This is a genomic window from Escherichia sp. KS167_9B (assembly GCF_030295215.1).
Taxonomy (GTDB): domain Bacteria; phylum Pseudomonadota; class Gammaproteobacteria; order Enterobacterales; family Enterobacteriaceae; genus Escherichia; species Escherichia coli_F.
The window spans coordinates 1,200,720-1,215,680 of record NZ_AP025754.1; the positions used below are offsets into that span (position 1 = coordinate 1,200,720).

General features: G+C 51.9%; 25 protein-coding genes, 2 tRNA genes and 1 pseudogene. All 28 read left to right on the top strand.

Features of this window, described 5'->3' with window-relative positions:
- Positions 1-35: 35 nt before the first annotated feature.
- The 28 genes and pseudogenes from QUE34_RS05845 to QUE34_RS05980 all read left to right on the top strand — a co-directional run bounded on the left by QUE34_RS05845 (position 36) and on the right by QUE34_RS05980 (position 14,957).
- On the top strand, positions 36-233 hold the full coding sequence (locus QUE34_RS05845) for a hypothetical protein (protein WP_000917767.1): 198 nt from the start codon (positions 36-38) through the stop codon (positions 231-233).
- 150 nt (positions 234-383) lie between these two features.
- Positions 384-782 (top strand): annotated as a pseudogene (locus QUE34_RS05850) (DNA-methyltransferase); the annotation flags it as partial.
- 28 nt (positions 783-810) lie between these two features.
- Positions 811-933, top strand: coding sequence for a hypothetical protein (locus QUE34_RS05855; protein WP_236922851.1), 123 nt, complete (start codon positions 811-813; stop codon positions 931-933).
- A gap of 114 nt (positions 934-1,047) precedes the next feature.
- Positions 1,048-1,123, top strand: a tRNA-Thr gene (locus QUE34_RS05860).
- Positions 1,124-1,126: 3 nt separating this feature from the next.
- Positions 1,127-1,201, top strand: a tRNA-Gly gene (locus QUE34_RS05865).
- Between the two features lie 343 nt (positions 1,202-1,544).
- Positions 1,545-2,087 (top strand): hypothetical protein, encoded by a 543-nt coding sequence (locus tag QUE34_RS05870; RefSeq protein ID WP_038813804.1) that lies wholly within the window; start codon positions 1,545-1,547, stop codon positions 2,085-2,087.
- A 213-nt stretch (positions 2,088-2,300) separates the two neighbouring features.
- Positions 2,301-2,726, top strand: coding sequence for a tellurite resistance TerB family protein (locus QUE34_RS05875; protein WP_000466935.1), 426 nt, complete (start codon positions 2,301-2,303; stop codon positions 2,724-2,726).
- Entirely contained in the window at positions 2,723-2,875 is a 153-nt protein-coding gene (locus QUE34_RS05880; RefSeq protein ID WP_000833649.1) for a DUF3927 family protein, read from the top strand. The genes QUE34_RS05875 and QUE34_RS05880 overlap by 4 nt, the downstream gene beginning before the upstream one ends.
- Positions 2,876-2,964: 89 nt before the next feature.
- Positions 2,965-3,357 (top strand): putative holin, encoded by a 393-nt coding sequence (locus tag QUE34_RS05885; RefSeq protein ID WP_075843157.1) that lies wholly within the window; start codon positions 2,965-2,967, stop codon positions 3,355-3,357.
- A complete protein-coding gene (locus tag QUE34_RS05890) occupies positions 3,347-3,622 on the top strand; it encodes a phage holin family protein (RefSeq protein ID WP_075843156.1) in 276 nt (91 codons plus the stop codon). The genes QUE34_RS05885 and QUE34_RS05890 overlap by 11 nt, the downstream gene beginning before the upstream one ends.
- A 2-nt stretch (positions 3,623-3,624) precedes the next feature.
- The gene (locus QUE34_RS05895) at positions 3,625-4,002 is read left to right on the top strand and encodes a M15 family metallopeptidase (RefSeq protein ID WP_075843155.1); all 378 of its coding nucleotides are present in this window, start codon (positions 3,625-3,627) and stop codon (positions 4,000-4,002) included.
- 14 nt (positions 4,003-4,016) lie between these two features.
- Positions 4,017-4,199, top strand: coding sequence for a hypothetical protein (locus tag QUE34_RS05900; protein ID WP_137566531.1), 183 nt, complete (start codon positions 4,017-4,019; stop codon positions 4,197-4,199).
- A gap of 174 nt (positions 4,200-4,373) precedes the next feature.
- Positions 4,374-4,670, top strand: coding sequence for a hypothetical protein (locus tag QUE34_RS05905; RefSeq protein WP_001585563.1), 297 nt, complete (start codon positions 4,374-4,376; stop codon positions 4,668-4,670).
- 61 nt (positions 4,671-4,731) lie between these two features.
- Positions 4,732-5,082: an HNH endonuclease gene (locus QUE34_RS05910; RefSeq protein WP_075843154.1), complete on the top strand. Its 351-nt coding sequence runs from the start codon at positions 4,732-4,734 to the stop codon at positions 5,080-5,082.
- A 147-nt stretch (positions 5,083-5,229) separates the two neighbouring features.
- The gene (locus tag QUE34_RS05915) at positions 5,230-5,712 is read left to right on the top strand and encodes a phage terminase small subunit P27 family (RefSeq protein ID WP_001406049.1); all 483 of its coding nucleotides are present in this window, start codon (positions 5,230-5,232) and stop codon (positions 5,710-5,712) included.
- Complete coding sequence (locus QUE34_RS05920; RefSeq protein ID WP_100733970.1) at positions 5,712-7,469, top strand: terminase large subunit; 1,758 nt, start codon at positions 5,712-5,714, stop codon at positions 7,467-7,469. Before QUE34_RS05915 ends, QUE34_RS05920 begins: the two co-directional genes overlap by 1 nt.
- 11 nt (positions 7,470-7,480) lie before the next feature.
- Complete coding sequence (locus tag QUE34_RS05925) at positions 7,481-7,663, top strand: hypothetical protein (protein ID WP_075843152.1); 183 nt, start codon at positions 7,481-7,483, stop codon at positions 7,661-7,663.
- Complete coding sequence (locus tag QUE34_RS05930; RefSeq protein ID WP_075843151.1) at positions 7,663-8,904, top strand: phage portal protein; 1,242 nt, start codon at positions 7,663-7,665, stop codon at positions 8,902-8,904. Before QUE34_RS05925 ends, QUE34_RS05930 begins: the two co-directional genes overlap by 1 nt.
- Entirely contained in the window at positions 8,882-9,532 is a 651-nt protein-coding gene (locus QUE34_RS05935) for an HK97 family phage prohead protease (protein ID WP_286338939.1), read from the top strand. Before QUE34_RS05930 ends, QUE34_RS05935 begins: the two co-directional genes overlap by 23 nt.
- Positions 9,533-9,543: 11 nt before the next feature.
- Positions 9,544-10,770: a phage major capsid protein gene (locus tag QUE34_RS05940; RefSeq protein WP_089540288.1), complete on the top strand. Its 1,227-nt coding sequence runs from the start codon at positions 9,544-9,546 to the stop codon at positions 10,768-10,770.
- A 45-nt stretch (positions 10,771-10,815) separates the two neighbouring features.
- Positions 10,816-11,139, top strand: coding sequence for a head-tail connector protein (locus QUE34_RS05945; RefSeq protein WP_000924706.1), 324 nt, complete (start codon positions 10,816-10,818; stop codon positions 11,137-11,139).
- The gene (locus QUE34_RS05950) at positions 11,136-11,552 is read left to right on the top strand and encodes a phage head closure protein (RefSeq protein ID WP_000702444.1); all 417 of its coding nucleotides are present in this window, start codon (positions 11,136-11,138) and stop codon (positions 11,550-11,552) included. The genes QUE34_RS05945 and QUE34_RS05950 overlap by 4 nt, the downstream gene beginning before the upstream one ends.
- Positions 11,518-12,042, top strand: coding sequence for a hypothetical protein (locus QUE34_RS05955; protein ID WP_047085174.1), 525 nt, complete (start codon positions 11,518-11,520; stop codon positions 12,040-12,042). The genes QUE34_RS05950 and QUE34_RS05955 overlap by 35 nt, the downstream gene beginning before the upstream one ends.
- Positions 12,039-12,602 carry a phage tail terminator protein gene (locus tag QUE34_RS05960; RefSeq protein WP_105283013.1) on the top strand — a complete coding sequence of 188 codons (564 nt, stop codon included), beginning with the start codon at positions 12,039-12,041 and terminating at the stop codon, positions 12,600-12,602. The genes QUE34_RS05955 and QUE34_RS05960 overlap by 4 nt, the downstream gene beginning before the upstream one ends.
- A gap of 9 nt (positions 12,603-12,611) precedes the next feature.
- Entirely contained in the window at positions 12,612-12,773 is a 162-nt protein-coding gene (locus QUE34_RS05965) for a DUF2635 domain-containing protein (protein ID WP_047085173.1), read from the top strand.
- The gene (locus QUE34_RS05970; protein WP_075843147.1) at positions 12,770-14,266 is read left to right on the top strand and encodes a phage tail sheath subtilisin-like domain-containing protein; all 1,497 of its coding nucleotides are present in this window, start codon (positions 12,770-12,772) and stop codon (positions 14,264-14,266) included. The genes QUE34_RS05965 and QUE34_RS05970 overlap by 4 nt, the downstream gene beginning before the upstream one ends.
- On the top strand, positions 14,266-14,622 hold the full coding sequence (locus tag QUE34_RS05975) for a phage tail tube protein (RefSeq protein WP_105283014.1): 357 nt from the start codon (positions 14,266-14,268) through the stop codon (positions 14,620-14,622). Before QUE34_RS05970 ends, QUE34_RS05975 begins: the two co-directional genes overlap by 1 nt.
- A complete protein-coding gene (locus QUE34_RS05980; RefSeq protein WP_001251341.1) occupies positions 14,622-14,957 on the top strand; it encodes a phage tail assembly protein in 336 nt (111 codons plus the stop codon). The genes QUE34_RS05975 and QUE34_RS05980 overlap by 1 nt, the downstream gene beginning before the upstream one ends.
- The last annotated feature ends 4 nt before the right edge of the window (positions 14,958-14,961 follow it).

Sequence of the window (14,961 nt, forward strand, 5' to 3'; positions counted from 1 at the left end):
TGGTATGTTACGTTAACCAGAAAAGGGAAAAAGACATGCTAAAACAGCAGGATATGACCGAAACCGCCAGAGTGGTGTTTAATGAATTAAGCGTCACCGAACCGGCGACCGTCGGGGAGATTGCGCAGAATACTTACCTTTCACGCGAGCGCTGCCAGTTAATACTGACTCAGCTTGTTATGGCGGGTCTGGCAGATTATCAGTTCGGTTGTTACAGACGCCTTCCGCAGTGAAGGCTTTTTAATTTGTGGTAATGGGCGGCTGGTGGGTGTTAGCGGCACCTGCCAGCCATCTGCTCATGCGTTGGGGTCACAAGCAAACCTCAGGCCCATCTGCTTTGCGCAAAAGCGGTATGAGCCTATCAGAGAAGTGCTTATTGATCTATGGCTAATACTGTAAAAATATCCAGCTTCGAGTTAATCAACGCTGATTTCCTAGAATTTATCCAGACCTTACCGGAAAACTCTGTCGATCTGATAGTCACAGACCCGCCATACTTTAAAGTGAAGCCCGAGGGCTGGGATAACCAGTGGAAGGGCGACGATGATTACCTGAAATGGCTGGATCAGTGTCTGGCGCAGTTCTGGTGGGTATTAAAACCCGCCGGAAGTCTTTACCTGTTCTGTGGTCATCGCCTGGCATCTGATATCGAAATCATGATGCGTGAGCGCTTTAATGTGCTGAACCACATTATCTGGGCGAAGCCGTCCGGGCGCTGGAACGGGTGCAACAAGGAAAGCCTGCGGGCGTATTTCCCGGCAACAGAGCGCATTCTGTTTGCGTCCGGGAGATTTGGTTGCCGACTTTTTCATGGGGTCAGGCTCCATAATAAAAGCAGCGCTGGCACTTGGGGGCATGGCGTTAAGCGTTGAACTTGAGTCTGAACGTTTTGAGCATACTGCGGGTGAAATAGTTACGTTGGCAGATAATTAAATCACTGCACAATAAGCTAATGAATTGATGTTAACTTCCCGTATTATTGGGCTACTTCGAGAGAAAGGTGCATTACATTTCAGATGTATTTCATCTCACATCCGAGGAAGCAATGTCGACTTAGCTCAGCAGGCAGAGCAACTGACTTGTAATCAGTAGGTCACCAGTTCGATTCCGGTAGTCGGCACCATATGCGGGTATCGTATAATGGCTATTACCTCAGCCTTCCAAGCTGATGATGCGGGTTCGATTCCCGCTACCCGCTCCAACATTTGATAGAGGCGTATTGCAGCACTGGCGTATTTTTATTACGTGAGGACAGATTGTTTTTTTAGGAACTCTCAGTTTTCGGGCTATGTTTTGAGGCCAGGTTAGCCTCAGTGCTGATTTTTTACAATACCGGAATGGTGCATTATTGGTTGGGCTACGTAGTGAGCCCTATGGCAGGTACCGGTAATGCACCATTCCGATGTTGTAAACATCACTTAGAGTAAGTTATAGAACAATTTGCTACTAAGTAAAACCTGAAACCTGGGAATACATCTTTACCGCCACACCTGGCGGTTTTTTTTTATTCTGTTTTTTCATGGCTCGCTACGGCGGCCTTTTTCATGTATACCCTGGCGGTTATTATGATGGCTTGTTTATTTGTTCATAAGAGGATTGATACAGTGGTCACTTATGCTGATATCAGGGCAAAACGGGCCGAAATACTGAAAGCTAAGCAGGAATACATTCAGCGGTTGCGGGATACAGCCACAAGGCTGGTCAATGCCTATGAGTCTTCACTGGCGTTGCCGGAACTGCAATGGCGAGACATTGAGGGTGAGTTACATCCTTACGTCTATATTTGCCTCAATGGCTTCAGTGTCCGACCGGAGGATTTGCAGGTAGACCTTAGGGACGGAGTTGCGTTTAATTTATACACGGTTGTTGATGACAATCCCCGCCAGTCTGCAAGTGTGGAAGTTGGTGTAAAGATTGTGCTGCTTGATGGCGATAACCTGACGATTTCAGTTAATGGTTATGGGGACAGAACATTTTCGCACGTAGATACCGATGCAAAAATTAACGAGGTATGCGAGTTCATCAAAGACAGTATTTTAATGTCGATGAATGATGTGAATTTGGCAAAGCATCTCTGCCGAAGATAGAAGGCAGGAGTCGTAAAAAGGAATCGTTCGAAAATCTCAGAATCACCAGGCTGCGCATTTGCGTGGCCTTTTTTGTATCCGCGCCACGCCCGGCGCATATCAAAAACCACAGAGCCTTTCAGGGGTGAGCTTACGGGATGGTCAGTGTGACTTTCTCTGTGGGCTGGTCACCCCCCCCGGGCGCAGGCTCACCCCCTAAAAGGAAAAGTCACGATGTTTGGTATTTTCAAAAAGAAAACTCGCAAGGCCATTACCGAAGTGAAGAAGATGGAGAACCGCGACGCAGTGGAGGCGACCGTCTGGGGTGCGTATTCCATTGCATACGCTGACGACACCTGTGACGCGAAAGAAATCGCGGTACTGGAGAAAACCATTGCAGCACTTCCTGCCTTTGCGCCGTTCTCCGGTGAGATTGCACAAATGAGTGCAAATATCCGCGCCCGTTATGAAGCGTCGCCGCGCTCTGCCAATGCTGAAGCCCTTCGTCAGCTGGCTGATGTTGCAGGTACTGATGACGCAGTTAATGTGCTGTGCCTGTGTCTGGATATCGCAGACCAGGATGGCATTGGTCCGGATGAAGAAGCACAGCTCAAGAAAATTGCTCAGGCGCTGCAGTTACCGCTGGAGCAGTATCTGTGAAAAGTGCGCGCCTTGTACTGGCTGCCATCCTGCTGTTTCTGGTAGTGGTGGTGGATTTCACCGGACGGCTGATGTCGGTGCTGGCAGATGGTGTGCTGGTGGCGATGGCGCTGGTCGTGCTCCGGCCTTTACTGCGCAAATCTGAATGACACCACACAAAAGGCATCTGCGGGTGCCTTTGACGGGGTGTTTTTTACGGGCCGCTGGTGGCCCTTTTTTATTTACAGGAGAAAAAAGTATGTCTGAACCCTTATCCGGTTCCGGCACGGCGGCGGCGCTCGGTGGGGCGACGGTATTCGGGCTGTTCACCGGAACGGATTTCGGGATTGTGTTTGGTGCGTTCGCGGGTGCGTTGTTTGTGGCCACGATACCACAGACGATTTCTGTCTGGCGGGTGGCGGCGCATTTTCTGGTGTCGTTCATTGTTGGCGTGCTGGGGGCGGATGTGATGGCGTCTTATCTGGTCGAAAAACTGGGGCTTCACAGTAAATCTGTCGACGCGCTGTGTGCGGTGCTGGTGTCTGTGGTGTCGGTGAAGATTCTGTCGTTCATCCACCAGCAGGATATCGCATCACTGGTGTCCGGCCTGTTTTCCCGCCTGCGAGGCGGAGGAGGCGGTAATGTTAAGTAACCTTCCCGGATTGCTGAATGTGGTTTTATGCACGGTTATCGTGCTGACGCTCTTTTTTTATCGTCGCCGTGATTCCAGACATAAACCGCTGGTGTCATGGCTGGCCTGGCTGCTGATGCTGCTGTATGCCTTTGCGCCACTCAGCTATCTGTGTGGTCGCCCGCTAGCAACGGGCTGGCTGGAAGTGTTTTTTAATCTGCTGTTCTGCGTGCTGGTGATGCGTGCACGTGGGAACGTCACAAAAATCCTTTCATTCCGGAGGTGAGCATGTCGGGTAAATTCAGATTCAGTCGTCGCAGTGAAAAAAATCTGGAAGGCGTAAAACCACAGCTGGTTGCTGTCGTTCGTCGTGCCCTTGAACTGACGGAGGTTGATTTCGGCATTACGGAAGGCCTGCGCACGAAAGAACGCCAGAAACAGATGGTTGCAGAAGGCAAGAGCCAGACCATGAACAGCCGCCACCTGACAGGTGATGCGGTGGATGTTGTTGCTTACATTGGCAGCCAGGTGTCATGGAACTGGCCTCTGTACGAGAAAATCGCGCAGGCATTTAAGCAGGCCGCCGCAGAGATGGGTACTGCCATCGAATGGGGCGGGGACTGGAAAACACTGAAAGACGGACCTCACTTTCAGTTGAAACGCTGATAACCAGGTGGGGTATGAGCAGAAAACACTGGACACACAGAATGCCACGAACGGCGGCGAAATGGGCACTGGTAGCGATACTGGTGCCTTTTTTATTGGTGGGATGCGTCAGCCTGGATAAGGCGCGCCAGCTTTTCGATACAGCTTCTCAGGTCTGCGAAATTGTCGACGGTGTTCGGCAGTGTCTGCAGAACTGATCGCCTGTAAGAGCAGAATATTTTGCTGAAAAATGAAGGATGCGCCAGCGTCCGGAAAGCATGAAATTCTGTGTTTGTGGCTACTCAATAAAATAAATTCTTTCTGTCGCCGCGAATACTCAAATGTTGATCAGTGCCCGGTGCGGCGACGGGCTTCAATATCAGGAGACGATGATGGAAAAAACAGAAAACAAACCGATTGTAATTGGTGCTGATGCTGCTCCGTTTAAGTTTGAGTTGTCTCAACTGGTGGAGATGCGCATCAGTGATGAATGGGGTGAGGTTAAAGCCCGCGCGCAGTATGCGGATGGCGAAAACCAGTACTTAATCCACTACAAAGCAGCTGATGGTCGCGCCACGACAGAGTGGTTTGGTGAGTCAATGCTGGAAGCAACAGAAGATGATCGCCATCCGGGCTGTCCGGTATTTGCCGGTATGAAATTACCGGAAGGCGCAGTTGTTACTGAGTAACAGGCATTACAGCAGCCCTTCAGTGAGGGGCTGCGATAATGCCGGTATTAAGGAGATTCCAATGCCATCACGAATACCCCGCGCCTGTCGTAAGCGTGGATGTGCAGGCACAACAACAGACAGTTCGGGTTACTGCGATAAGCATCGCGGTGAAGGCTGGGTGCAGCACCAGCGCGGACTGAGCCGCCACCAGCGTGGCTATGGCTCAAAATGGACGGTGATTCGTGCCCGTATTCTGAAGCGCGATAAAGGTCTGTGTCAGTTGTGTCTGCGTGTCGGTGTGGTGAGCGAGGCGAAAACTGTCGACCACATCATCCCGAAAGCGCATGGCGGAACAGACGCAGACAGCAACCTGCAGAGTCTGTGCTGGCCCTGCCACAAGGAGAAAACAGCGCGCGAACGAATCAGGTGATAATTATTCTCACTTGTGGGGAGGGGCGGGTCAAATCCCTGCAGTCCTGGCTGTCCGGGACCGCCCGCCAACCCTTCTTCGCATCGCCGCAGGTTCGAAAACTTTTTTTTGGGAATGCGATCAAACGATTGATAGGTAAAACCGATTATGTCAGGACCCCCGAAAACCCCGCCACGCCTGCATTTGATACGAGGCAACCCCTCAAAGCGTCCCGTTAAAGACTCCAAAAAAACCGCTAAAAAGGACGAAAAAGGTCTCCCTAAAATTCCGCAGCATTTAGGGGCGCAGGGGAAGTACTGGTTCAGGCGAATGGCGGAAGAGCTGAATGCGGAAGGGATCATTTCTCAGCTTGATGCGCGTGCACTCGAGTTACTGGTGGAAGCCTACACCGAATACCGGCATCACTGCGAAACACTCGATGTTGAGGGTTATACCTACCGCACGGAAACGCAGAATGGCGATGTGATGATCAAGGCACATCCGGCTGCGGCGATGAAGGCAGATGCCTGGAAGCGGATCCGGGCGATGCTTGCAGAGTTTGGTATGTCACCGGCAAGCCGGGCGAAAGTAAATATCGCCGGACCGGATGATGTTGATCCGTTGGCAGAGCTTTTAAAAGCGAGAGACTGATGGCAAAAGTGGCTGACGGGATCCGCTACGCCGAACGTGTTGTTGCAGGAGAAATTGTCGCTGGCGAATTTGTCCGTCTGGCCTGCCAGCGTTTTCTTGATGATCTGAAGTACGGCGAAGAGCGGGGGATTTATTTCAGTGAACCCCGTGCGCAGCACATCCTGAATTTCTACAAATTTGTGCCCCATGTGAAAGGGGCGCTGGCAGGCCAGCCCATTGAGTTGATGGACTGGCATGTATTTATCCTCATTAATATTTTTGGTTTTGTCATTCCGCTGGTCAATGAAGAGACCGGGGAAGTTGTCATGCGCAGCGATGGCAGCGGACGCCCGGTGATGGTGCGCCGGTTCCGGACGGCATACAACGAAGTCGCCCGTAAAAACGCAAAATCTACGCTGTCATCGGGTATCGGGCTGTATATGACCGGGGCTGATGGTGAAGGCGGGGCTGAGGTGTATTCAGCCGCAACCACGCGTGACCAGGCCAGAATCGTGTTTGAAGACGCCAAAAATATGGTCAGAAAAGCCCGGTCTACACTCGGGCGATTGTTTGATTTCAACAAGCTGGCGATTTACCAGGAGCAGAGCGCATCAAAATTTGAACCGCTTTCCTCGGATGCAAACAACCTGGACGGTCTGAACATCCACTGCGCCATTATTGATGAGCTGCATGCACATAAAACCCGCGACGTGTGGGACGTTCTGGAAACGGCAACCGGTGCCCGTCTGCAGTCCCTGTTATTTGGTATCACCACGGCAGGCTTTAACAAGGAAGGGATTTGTTACGAGCAACGCGATTACGCCATCAAGGTATTGCGAGGCTATAACAGCGACGTGGAGGGCGCAGTAAAAGACGATTCCTACTTTGCGATTATTTACACGCTCGATGAGGGAGATGATCCGTTTGATGAAACGGTCTGGCAGAAAGCGAATCCGGGCCTGGGCATCTGTAAACGCTGGGATGATCTGCGTCGTCTGGCGACAAAAGCAAAGGAACAGATCTCGGCGCGGGTGAATTTTTTCACAAAACACATGAATGTGTGGGTCACTGCCGAGTCTGCCTGGATGGACATGATTAAGTGGGAGAAGTGTGAATACATCGCTCCACAGCATGAGCTGAAAACGTATCCCATGTGGGTCGGCGTCGACCTTGCTCATAAGATTGATATCTGTGCGGCGGCAAAACTCTGGCGAACCGATAACGGACATGTTCATGCTGATTTTAAATTCTGGCTTCCGGAAGGGCGACTGGATCGGTGTTCACGGCAGCAGGCAGAACTTTACCGGAAGTGGGCGGAAATGGGGAAGCTGATTCTGACGGATGGTGATGTTATCGATCATGCTCAGATAAAAAGTGACTTACTGGAATGGATTGGCGGTGAAAACCTGAGGGAGCTGGGATTTGACCCGTGGAGCGCAATGCAGTTCAGTCTGGCGCTGGCTGAAGAAGGGATACCGCTGGTGGAGGTTCCGCAGACGGTCCGCAATCTGTCAGAGGCCATGAAGGAAACGGAATCACTGGTCTATGCCGGACGTTTCCACCACAGCAATCACCCGGTCATGAACTGGATGATGTCTAACGTTACGGTGAAACCGGATAAAAACGACAATATCTTCCCGAATAAATCCACGCCGGAAGCCAAAATCGACGGTCCTGTTGCGATGTTTACAGCAATGAGCAGGATGCTGGTCAATGGCGGTGAACCGGAGCCGGATCTGTCTGAGCATCTGGTCAGCGTTGGTATCCGCTCGCTTTAACCGAGGTCATTATGTTTCTGATAATTCTCACACCACTGGTTGGCGTGCTGGGGGCGCTTTTGCTGTCGTATGGCACATGGCTGATTTATCCCCCGGCAGGTTTTGTTGTTGCAGGGGCGCTGTGCCTGTTCTGGTCGTGGCTGGTTGCTCGTTATCTCGATCGCGGTCAGCGGGTCGCCTCCGGAGGTGAGTAATGTTTTTCCAGGGGCTTTTTCAACGCAAAAATAACACTCCCGTTACAACACCCGGGATGCTTGCGGAAGAGCTGGGATTGTCATACGACACCTATACCGGAAAGCGGATCAGCAGTCAGCGGGCCATGCGGCTGACGGCGGTGTATTCCTGCGTCAGAGTGCTGGCGGAGTCTGTTGGTATGCTGCCCTGCAGCCTCTACAAAATCACCGGTACCCTTAAAACACGGGCGGTGGATGAACGACTGCATAAGCTGGTTTCGGCAAAACCCAATGGCTACATGACGCCGCAGGAATTCTGGGAACTGGTCATTGTCTGCCTGTGTCTGCGGGGTAATTTTTATGCCTACAAGGTAAAGGCGCTGGGGGAAGTGGTGGAGCTTCTTCCGATAGATCCGGGCTGTGTGGAACCGAAGCTGAACAGCCAGTGGCAGCCGGTTTATCAGGTGACGTTTCCGGATGGTTCCGTGGACGTGCTGACTCAGAATGAAATCTGGCATGTACGTACTCTGACGCTGGACGGACTTGTCGGGCTGAATCCCATTGCGTATGCGCGTGAGGCCATTTCACTGGCAGCGGCAACCGAGGAGCACGGTGCCAGGTTGTTTGGTAACGGTGCGGTGACATCCGGTGTGTTGCGTACGGATCAACAACTTTCTGATCAGGCTTATGCGCGTATCAAAAAGGATTTTGAGGAACGGCATGTCGGGCTGGGAAACTCTCATCGTCCGATGATTCTGGAAATGGGGCTGGACTGGAAAACGGTGGCACTGAATGCCGAAGATAGCCAGTTTCTGGAAACCCGCAAGTTTCAGCTGGAAGAAATCTGTCGCCTGTTCCGCGTGCCGCTGCATATGGTGCAGAACACCGATCGCGCCACCTTCAACAATATTGAAGAACTGGGGCTTGGCTTCATTAACTATTCCCTTGTGCCGTATCTGACCCGTATTGAACAGCGGATCAATACAGGGCTGGTCAGGGAGAGCAAACAGGGGAAGTTTTACGCCAAATTTAATGCCGGAGCATTGTTGCGTGGCGACATGAAATCCCGCTTTGAAGCGTATGCCACGGGGATCAACTGGGGGATTTATTCCCCTAATGACTGCCGTGATCTGGAGGATATGAATCCCCGACCGGGTGGTGATGTGTATCTGACACCGATGAACATGACCACCAGTCCCTCTGCTGGCGATGACAACGGTAAGAAAAAGGAGAGTGGAGATGCAGACAAAACAGCGTCTTGATATACCGCTGAACCTGAAATCCGTCAGTGATTCCGGGGAATTTGAAGGTTACGGTTCTGTTTTGGGTGTTAAGGACAGCCACGATGATGTGGTGGTCCCCGGAGCCTTTACCACAACACTCCAGAAATGGAGCGAAAAAAAGGCGCTGCCTGCGTTGCTCTGGCAGCACCGCATGGATGAGCCCATCGGTGTGTACACCGAAATGAAAGAAGATGATGTCGGGCTTTATGTCAGGGGACGATTACTCATTGATGATGATCCCCTGGCAAAACGTGCACATGCCCATATGAAGGCCGGTTCTTTAACCGGCCTTTCTGTTGGCTACATCCTGAAAGACTGGGAGTACGACCGGGAAAAAGGGGTATTCCTGCTGAAAGAGATCGACCTGTGGGAGGTCAGTCTGGTGACGTTTCCTTCCAATGATGAAGCACGCATCAGTGATGTGAAAAATGCGCTGGCGCGTGGGGAGATCCCTGATCAGAAAATTATTGAGCGGGTCCTGCGCGATGTTGGACTCTCGCGAACCCAGGCCAAAGCATTCATGGTCGGGGGATATGGCGCTTTATCCCTGCGTGATGCTGAGGATGTGGATGCCGCACTGAATGCACTGAAAAATCTTAAATTTTAACCAGGAGAAAAATAATGGCTGATGTTAAAGATGTGGAACAGGTCGCGCAGGAGTTGCAGCGGAAGTTTGACGATTTTAAGGAAAAAAACGACAAACGTATCGATGCGATCGAGCAGGAAAAGGGAAAACTTGCTGGTGAAGTGGAAACCCTCAACGGAAAACTGGCTGAACTGGAAAATCTGAAAAGCGATCTTGAAGCTGAACTGGCTGAAGTCAAGCGTCCGGCAGGCGGCACGCAAAATAAAGTTGCCGGGGAACATAAAGAAGCGTTTATCGGATTTATGCGTAAGGGGCGTGAAGATGGCCTGCGTGAGCTTGAGCGTAAGGCGATGCAGGTGGGCAATGATGAAGATGGTGGTTATGCCATTCCGGAAGAACTGGACCGCACCATTCTGACGTTGCTGAAAGATGAGGTGGTGATGCGCCAGGAAGCCACTGTGATCACCCTCGGTGGCTCGGATTATAAAAAACTGGTGAATCTGGGCGGCACAACGTCCGGATGGGTGGGGGAAACGGATGCTCGTCCGGAAACCGCCACATCAAAACTGGGTCTGATTGAACCCTTTATGGGGGAAATCTACGGCAACCCGCAGGCCACCCAGAAAATGCTCGATGACGCTTTCTTCAATGTGGAAGACTGGATCAACAGTGAGCTGGCGCTGGAATTTGCCGAACAGGAAGAAATTGCCTTTACCAGTGGCGACGGCAGCAAAAAACCAAAAGGTTTTCTGGCTTACGAGTCCACCGATGAAGATGACAAGACCCGTGCGTTTGGCAAACTTCAGCACATTGCTTCCGGTGCGGCTTCCGGCGTGACTGCCGATGCGATCATTAAACTGATTTACACCCTGCGCAAGGCGCACCGCAGCGGCGCGAAGTTCATGATGAACAACAGCAGCCTGTTTGCCATTCGTCTGCTGAAGGATAACGACGGAAATTATCTGTGGCGTCCGGGTATTGAGCTGGGTCAGCCTTCTTCTCTGGCAGGGTATGGCATCGTTGAGAATGAGCAGATGCCGGATATTGCCGCCGATGCAAAAGCCATTGCGTTTGGTAACTTCAAACGCGGCTATACCATCGTTGACCGCATCGGTACCCGTATCCTGCGCGATCCGTACACCAACAAACCGTTTGTGGGTTTTTATACCACCAAGCGAACCGGCGGTATGCTGGTGGATTCTCAGGCGATTAAGCTGATGAAAATTGGGGCTGCAACCCGCCAGAAAGCCGCTGCGTAATGCGGTTTTTTTGTGCCCGCGTAATGGCGGGCACAGGAGGAAAATATGCTCCTGAAAGAAGAGGAAATTAAATCTCACCTCCGGCTCGATGATGGTTTGTACAGTGACGGCGATTTTCTGAAATTGCTGGCACAGGCGGTACAGAAAAGAACAGAGACATACCTGAACAGGAAGTTGTATGCACCGGAAGAGACGATTCCGGAAGACGATCCTGACGGGATGCATCTGACTGATGATGTTCGTCTGGCAATGCTGATGCTGGTCAGTCATTTTTATGAAAATCGCTCAACGATCACCGATGTGGAGAAACTGGAAACGCCAATGAGTTTCAGATGGCTTGCTGGCCCTTACAGGATTGTCCCGCTATGAAAATCAGGCAAAGTCAGACCAGTGCCACTTACCTTTTACCGGATCCCGGAGAGCTGAATCGCCGGATAAAGATCCGCCTTCGTGTGGATGAACCCACCGCTGATTTTGGTACGGAGCCAACGTATCCGGAGTCGTTTGATGTCTGGGCAAAGGTGGCTCAGCCAGGCGCTGCCGCTTATCAGGGCTCAGTGCAGACAGAAAATATCGTTACGCATTATTTTACGATCCGTTTCCGGCATGACATCACGGCAGATCACGAAGTGGTTTATTACGGTCAGGAGTACCGGATCCGGCGAATACGCGACCTGAACGGTCAGCGGCGTTTTTTATTACTGGAATGTGAAGAACTGCGTACAGCGCGACGACGGGGTGAATGCCATGAATCAGACAGCATTTTTACACGTCGACTTTAAACAACCAAAGGAGCTGGAGTTTAATCGCGCCCGTCTGCGTCGGGCGTTTGTGCAAATCGGGCGCGTTTACATGCGTGACGCCAGACGTCTGGTGATTAAACGCGGGCGTTCTGGCCCGGGAGAGAACCCGGGGTATCAGACCGGGCGTCTGGCCCGCTCCATCGGTTATTACGTTCCCAAAAAAACGACGCGTCGCCCCGGACTGATGGTGAAAATTTCCCCTAACCAGAAAAACGGGCAGGGGAATCGCCGTTTTCCTGAAGGCGCTCCTTATTATCCGGCGTTTCTGTATTACGGTGTTCGCTATTCGGCGTATGGAATGGATAAAAAGGATAAGCGACAGAAGAAGCACCATTCTTCGACTTTCCGGCTGGCCCCGCGTAATAACTTTATGGCTGACGTTATTGAGCGGCGGCGTCACTGGACGCAGGAACTGTTGTCCCGTGAGCTGCAGCGTTCGTTACGTCCGGTAAAAAGGAAGCATAAATGAAACTGACAACGATAATTGCGGCGCTGCGTGAGCGATGCCCGCGTTTTGAGGATCGTGTTTGTGGCGCGGCGCAGTTTAAGGCGATCCCTGATGCCGGAAAACTGCGACTGCCTGCTGCCTATGTGGTTCCCTCTGACGATGCGCCGGGGGAACAAAAATCACAGACCGATTACTGGCAGGATTTGACAGAAGGCTTCTCCGTTATTGTTGTGCTCAGCAATGAGCGTGATGAAAAAGGGCAGTGGGCAGCCTATGACGCTGTTCATGATGTCCGGAGAGAACTCTGGAAAGCCCTGCTTGGATGGATGTCGGATCCGCAGGGGGGCGAGATTGTTTATGCCGGTGGCACCCTGCTGGATCTGAACCGTTACGAACTGTATTACCAGTTTGATTTTACGGCGAAGTATGAAATCACGGAAGAAGACACGCGACAGGCAGAGGACGTGAATGCCCTGCCGGATTTATCCCTGCTGAGTATTGATGTGGATTACATCGATCCTGGTACTGGCCCGGATGGTGACATTGAGCACCATCTGGAAATGCGTTTCCCTCAGAAATAAGAGTCCCTCATGTTTGTGAAACCCCTGAAAGGGCGGTCAGTTCCTGACCCTGCCCGTGGAGACCTTTTGCCTTCTGACGGGCGAAATGTGGAAGAAAGCAGCTACTGGCTTCGCCGTATAGCGGCGGGTGATGTGGTACGTGTTAAACAGGATAAGGCTAAAGAATCATGACAATAAGTTTTAGTGCTGTTCCGTCGGATACGCTGGTGCCGTTGTTTTACGCCGAGATGGACAATTCTGCGGCAAATACAGCAGTGACCAGCGCGCCTGCATTATTGATCGGGCATGCCAGCAATGATGCCGCCATTGAGGTTAACAGCCTGGTGCTGATGCCGTCGGCAGATTATGCCCGTCAGATTTGTGGGGCCGGGAGCCAGCTGGCGCGTATGGTTGACGTCTACCGTCAGACAGATCCTTTCGGTGAACTGTATGTTATTGCAGTACCGGAAGCCAAAGGGGCGGCGGCGACGGTCAGGGTGACAGTTACCGGAGAAGCAGAGGAAAGCGGCACCCTGAGTCTGTATGTCGGGCGCTCCCGTGTACAGGTGCCTGTGGTGAATGGCGATGATGCCACTGCGGTTGCCACCGCGATTAAGGAAGCGGTAAACGGGGTTATCACCCTGCCGTTTGCGGCGTCATCTGATGCAGGTGTGGTGACACTGACTGCCCGCCATAAGGGGCTGTATGGTAACGAGTTGCCTGTCTGCCTGAATTATTATGGTTCTGGTGGTGGTGAGATTCTGCCCGCGGGGCTTCAGGTCGTGACGGAAGCCGGAACTGCGGGTAGCGGCGCGCCTGATCTTACCGCCGCTGTTGCTGCTATGGGCGATGAGGCATTCGACTTTATCGGTCTGCCGTTCAACGATGCCGCCTCCATCAATATGATGATGACCGAAATGAATGACAGCAGCGGTCGCTGGAGTTATGCGCGCCAGTTATACGGGCATGTCTATACCGCAAAACTGGGAACGCTGTCAGAGCTGGTTGATGCCGGAGATATGCATAATCAGCAACATATCACGCTTGCTGGTTACGAAAAAGAAACCCAGTCGCCTGTCGATGAACTGGTTGCCAGTCGCCTTGCCCGTGAAGCGGTATTTATCCGCAATGATCCGGCCCGTCCGACACAGACGGGGGAACTGGTGGGGATGCTTCCGGCACCGAAAGGTAAGCGATTCATCATGACAGAGCAGCAGACCCTTTTATCTCACGGCGTGGCGACGGCTTATGTGGAAGGCGGCACGTTGCGGATCCAGCGTTCCGTAACCACCTACAAAAAGAATGCATATGGCGTGGCAGACAACAGCTATCTGGACAGTGAAACACTGCATACCAGCGCATACGTTCTTCGCAAACTGAAATCGGTCATTACAAGCAAGTACGGACGCCACAAGCTGGCAAATGATGGTACCCGTTTTGGTCCGGGGCAGGCGATTGTTACTCCTGCCGTTATCAAAGGGGAGCTTCTGGCGACATATCGTCAGATGGAGCGTGCCGGTATTGTGGAAAATTACGATCTGTTTAAACAGTATCTGATAGTTGAGCGTGATGCGGATAACCCGAACCGACTGAACACGCTGTTCCCGCCGGATTATGTTAACCAGTTACGTGTCTTTGCGGTGGTTAACCAGTTCCGTCTCCAGTATTCAGAGGAGTCAGCATAATGGCAAAGATCGCCGGAACCTGTTTTTTTAAAGTGGATGGTCAGCAGTTATCGCTGACAGGTGGCATTGAAGTGCCGATGAACACCAATGTCCGGGATGATGTTGTCGGCATGGCAGGGGATGTGGATTACAAGGAGACCTGGCGGTCACCTTACGTTAAGGGCACGTTTAAAGTGCCCAAAAACTTTCCGGTCGACAAAATTACCACCTTAGACCAGATGACGATTACCGCTGAGCTGGCAAACGGCATGGTGTATGTGCTTTCGGCGGCATGGCTGCACGGAGAGGCTAACCATAATGCCGAAGAAGGCACGGCAGATCTTGAATTCCACGGCGAAGAGGGAGGGTATCAGTAATGGCAATGAACGTTACAGAAATTGTTTTAAAAAAACCGGTGACAGCGCATAACGAAATGCTGCATGTGCTGGAGTTGCGCGAGCCCACGTATGACGAAATCGAGGCGCTGGGTTTTCCTTTCATTATTTCCGGTGAAGGCAGTATTAAACTGGACAGCCAGGTGGCACTGAAATATATCCCGTTGCTGGCGGGAATCCCGCGTTCATCGGCGGCGCAGATGGCAAAACTGGATATTTTTAAGACCAGCATGCAGATCCTGCGTTTTTTTACCCAGTCGGAGACGGGAAGCACCTCCGGAAACGACTCTACAATGTTGCCTGGTTCTGGAAACTGAATCC